Source organism: Streptomyces beihaiensis (assembly GCF_026274175.1).
Lineage (GTDB): Bacteria > Actinomycetota > Actinomycetes > Streptomycetales > Streptomycetaceae > Streptomyces > Streptomyces beihaiensis.
This window is the reverse complement of record NZ_JAPHNL010000155.1, coordinates 1-4463: the sequence shown is the minus strand read 5'-3', so window position 1 is coordinate 4463 and position 4463 is coordinate 1. Positions and strand designations below refer to the sequence as shown.

Here is a 4463-nt window from a genome sequence, read left to right as displayed (position 1 = left end):
TACGACACGCTGATGGCCGACCAGCTCGACACCGCCATCGAACAGAACGGCAAGGGCGACCTCGCCACGCTCCTCGCGGGCAACGACACCTGGACCGTCGCGGGCTGAGGCTCCCGCGCGACGGCGAACGAACGCCGCGGTCACCTCACGAGGGCCGATCCCGTCACGTACGGGATCGGCCCTCGTCGTACGCGCGCCGCGCCTCGGCCACCTGGTCCATACGCCGCTCGGTCCACTCGGCCAGCTCCCGCACCCGCTCGGCCGCCTCGCGGCCGAGCGCGGTGAGCGAGTAGTCGACGCGCGGCGGGATCACGGGCTTGGCGTCGCGGTGCACGAATCCGTCCCGCTCCAGGGTCTGGAGCGTCTGCGTCAGCATCTTCTCGCTGACCCCGCCGATCCTGCGGCGCAGTTCGCCGAAGCGGTACGAGCGCTCGTCGAGGGCGAGCATCGCCAGGACGCCCCACCGGCTCGTGAGGTGTTCGAGGACGAGCCGCTGCGGACAGAGCTTCTCCGAACTCGACTTCTTTTCACTTACCGCCATACCAGTACCTTACTTCAAAGTGGGTACTTTCGAATCCACAGTGCACACCCTACGGTGAGGGAGAACCACCCACCGAAGGAGTTTTCAGACATGAGCATCGTCGTCACCGGAGCCACCGGGCACCTCGGCCGCCTCGTCATCGATGGGCTGCTCGCGACGGGCGTGCCCGCGGGCGACATCGCCGCCGTCGTACGCAACAAGGAGAAGGCGGCCGGCCTCGCGGCCCGCGGCGTCGAAGTACGTGTCGCCGACTACGACGCCCCCGAGACACTGGCGGACGCCTTCCGCTCCGGCGACAGGGCGCTGCTGGTCTCCGGCAGCGAGATCGGCCGACGCGTCCCCCAGCACCGGGCCGTGATCGACGCGGCGAAGGCGGCGGGCGTGGCTCTGCTCGCGTACACGGGCGTCCTCGGCGGCCCGGACGCGGACTTCTCGCTGGCCGACGAGCACAAGGCCACCGAGGAGGCGATCCTCGACTCCGGGCTGCCGTACACGTTCCTGCGCAACGGCTGGTACCACGAGAACTTCACCGAGCACCTCGCCCCGGTCCTGGAGCACGGCGCCGTGCTCACCAACGCGGGCCGGGGCCGGGTCGCCTCCGCCTCGCGCGCCGACTACGCCGCTGCCGCCGTCGCCGTACTGACCGACGAGGGCCGGGGCCACGAGGGCAAGGCGTACGAGCTGAGCGGCGACGTCGCCTGGTCCTTCGACGAGTACGCGGCGGAGGTGACCAAGCAGTCCGGGAAGGAAATCGTGCACCGCTCCGTCACTCCCGAGGAGAACCGCGCAGTCCTGCTCGGCGCGGGGGTGCCCGCCCCGTTCGCGGACATCCTGGTCGACGTCGACACGGCGATCGGCCGGGGCCTGCTGGCCGGGACCAGCGGCGACCTGGCCCGGCTCATCGGCCGCCCGACGACCCCGGTCGCCGCGGCCGTCGCCGAGGCTCTGGCCCGCTGACCCTGCCACGCCCTGCCCCTGCCCCTGCCCCTGCCCCTGCCCCTGGGGCCGAGTGAACTCGTCAGGACCGTATCGCGAAACGGGAATGACACCACCGCCCCGCGGCGCTACCTTCTTGGATGGCCGCCGTGGGGCGGGCCGCGTGTCATGAGGAGGGGTCCGTGCAGGACGAGACGGCGACCGCAGCGCCACGGCGAGCGGCGAACGACGGGCGGGTAGGGCTTCTCAACGGTTTCGCGGCGTACGGGATGTGGGGTCTGGTCCCTCTGTTCTGGCCGCTGCTCAAGCCCGCCGGATCGGTGGAGATCCTCGCCAACCGGATGGCGTGGTCCCTCGTCGTCGTGGTGGTGGCCCTGCTCTTCGTACGCCGCTGGGGCTGGGCCCGCGAGCTGATCCGGCAGCCGAAGCGGCTCGGCCTGGTAGCACTCGCCGCGACGGTCATCACCGTCAACTGGGGCGTCTACATCTGGTCGGTCAACGCGGGCCACGTCGTCGAGGCGTCCCTGGGCTACTTCATCAACCCCTTGGTCTCCATCGCGCTCGGCGTGCTGCTGCTCAAGGAACGGCTGCGCCCCGCGCAGTGGACGGCCGTCGGCATCGGTCTGCTCGCGGTCCTCGTCCTGGCGATCGGGTACGGGCAGCCGCCGTGGATCTCCCTGACACTGGCCTTCTCGTTCGGCTCGTACGGCCTGGTGAAGAAGAAGGTCAACCTGAGCGGCCTGGAGTCGCTGGCCGCCGAGACCGCCGTCCAGTTCCTGCCCGCGCTCGCGTATCTGCTCTGGCTGGCCTCCCAGGGCCGGTCGACGTTCACCACCGAGGGCCCCGGCCACGCGGCCCTGCTCGCCTCGACCGGCCTGGTCACCGCGATCCCGCTGGTCTGCTTCGGCGCGGCGGCGATCCGGGTGCCCCTGTCGACACTCGGCCTGCTCCAGTACTTGGCCCCGGTCTTCCAGTTCCTGCTCGGCATCGTGTACTTCCACGAGGCGATGCCGCCGGAGCGCTGGGCGGGCTTCGCCCTGGTGTGGCTGGCGCTCACCGTCCTGACCTGGGACGCGCTGCGCAGCGCGCACCGGGGCCGGGCGGCTCTTGCGGCGGCCGCGGCGGGCGGGACGACCACACCTACGCGTCAGGACACGGGCACGGACACGGACACGGGTGTGCGCACAGACGTGGGTATGGACGTCGGCGTGGACGTGGGTGTGCGCACGGACGCGGGCGTGGACGCGGGTCGAGAGGCGGAGACGGTCACGCACACAGGTACGGACACGAACCCGGCGCGGGCCGGCCAGGGACTCCTCTGAGGTCAACGGCGGCCGGCGGCCTTCCCGGCCGCCGCCCGCGCCGACAGCAGGACCGGCAGGGCCGGGGCGACAGCAGGACCGGCAGGGCCGGGGCGACGACGGTGAGCGCGTTGCCCGCGGTGCACACGACCAGGGCGCAGGCGAGGTCGGCCTTCGCCGGGCGTCCGGCCGACGAGGCGGCGAAGACGGGCGCCGCGAGGGCGTAACAAGGGGGCAGACTGCTGCGCGTTGCACCAACACCGTGTCGGCGAGATAGCTACGACCGATGAATCGCCCCAGGTCAGATGGGATTCAACCGGTCACTGAGGCGGTCCTCGCAGTACGGTTCCTGATCTCCGGTTCCCCCGGCATCGGCATCGGCATCGGCATCCGGCGCCGGGCGTCGGGCGCGGGAGCGGGGGCGGGGGCGGAAGCGGGGCGGACCTGACGGGTTCTGCGGGTGAGCGCCGCCGTCAGGAGACACAACACGGCCAGGTCCACCGCGAGTTCGGCGAGCGCCATGACCTGGCTCATGGTGAATTCGAAGATCTGGGTGAACACGACGTCCGTGAGCAGCCCGTACCGCAACAGGCGGTACGGGCTCCCCGGGCCCCCGGTGCGGCGCACCAGCCTGACAAGGCCCGCCGCGCCGAACGCCCCCGCCACCACCGTGCCGGCCATGACCGCCGCGGCGGCGCCCTCTTGCCCGCCGCCGAAGGACCTGCCGTCGACGAGGACGGTGCTCGTCCACCCGACGTGGGCCAGTACCTCGGCCGGTACCCACAGCACGGCGAACCCGACGGCCCAACGGCTGCGCGCGACCGTGCCGAGGCGTCGCCGCGCACGGACGCCGAGGCGGCGCAGCCGTCCGGCGCGCCGGGGCGGACGCGCGGGCAGGACCGTGAGCAGCCGGGTGAGTGCCACGTCCACCTCGTCCCGCGAGCCGCCCACCAGGCGCAACGCGTCGAGGCGTTGCTCGGCGCTGAGGCCGCCTCCGGTCACGCCGGTCAGCGCGAGGTCGGCGGCGTTCGCGGTGCACTGACGGGGCGTGAGCGGGGCCCGCCGGGCGCGGCGGCGGACCAGGTGGGTCAGGAGGGCGAGCAGAACGAAGCTCGCGTAGATGATGCCCGCGGCAGGCCGGTAGAAGTAGCCGGGCTCGTCGGTGACCTGCTTGCCGACCTCGTCGATGAACAGGCCGAAGCCGACTCCTCCGACGACGGCCGCGCCCGACCGGGCAGCGCGCCCCAGAAAGACGACGGTGAGCAGCACCGCGGCTGCCATCAGCAGCCCGCCCCACAGCATGTGCGCGATGTGCAGGTGACTGCCGCCGCCCAGCTTCGGGTAACCGGCCCAGGCGAGGGAGAGGCGGGTCAGCACAACCGTGCCGACGCCGGCCAGGGCGAACATCGCCAGGAAGGAGGCCGCGCCCACCCCGCGCACCAGGCCGATCCCTCGGCCGACGCCTGCGCGCCTCGGCCGATGCCTGCACCCGCTCATTCGCGTCGCCTGTGCCGCCGGCGCCACCTGCGACATCTGCGCCTCCCCCGTCGCCCGCGTCTCCCTTGTGTTCCCTGTGTTCCCTGTCTCCCCTGTCTTCCTCGTCTTCCTCGTCTCCCCCGTCTCCCCCGTCTCCCCCGTCTCCCCCGTCTCCCCCGTCTCCCCCGTCTCCCCCGTCTCCCCCGTCT

General features: G+C 72.3%; 4 protein-coding genes and 1 pseudogene. 3 read left to right on the top strand and 2 right to left on the bottom strand.

Annotated features, from left to right (window positions below; all coding sequences use genetic code 11):
- Positions 1 to 108: pseudogene (locus OFY01_RS15190) on the top strand (2-oxoacid:ferredoxin oxidoreductase subunit beta); the annotation flags it as partial.
- Between the two features lie 55 nt (positions 109 to 163).
- On the opposite strand, the gene OFY01_RS15185 reads toward OFY01_RS15190, so the two are convergent.
- On the bottom strand, positions 164 to 541 hold the full coding sequence (locus tag OFY01_RS15185; protein ID WP_266600143.1) for a winged helix-turn-helix transcriptional regulator: 378 nt from the start codon (positions 539 to 541) through the stop codon (positions 164 to 166).
- Between the two features lie 90 nt (positions 542 to 631).
- Here OFY01_RS15185 and OFY01_RS15180 point away from each other — a divergent pair, with 90 nt between their 5' ends.
- Both OFY01_RS15180 and rarD read left to right on the top strand, forming a co-directional pair.
- On the top strand, positions 632 to 1498 hold the full coding sequence (locus OFY01_RS15180) for an SDR family oxidoreductase (RefSeq protein WP_266600141.1): 867 nt from the start codon (positions 632 to 634) through the stop codon (positions 1496 to 1498).
- A gap of 248 nt (positions 1499 to 1746) precedes the next feature.
- Positions 1747 to 2799: an EamA family transporter RarD gene (gene rarD / locus OFY01_RS15175; protein ID WP_266600145.1), complete on the top strand. Its 1053-nt coding sequence runs from the start codon at positions 1747 to 1749 to the stop codon at positions 2797 to 2799.
- Between the two features lie 291 nt (positions 2800 to 3090).
- Here rarD and OFY01_RS15170 read toward each other — a convergent pair whose 3' ends face one another.
- Positions 3091 to 4218, bottom strand: a complete 1128-nt coding sequence (locus OFY01_RS15170) for a hypothetical protein (protein ID WP_266600139.1) — start codon at positions 4216 to 4218, stop codon at positions 3091 to 3093.
- Positions 4219 to 4463 lie beyond the last annotated feature (245 nt).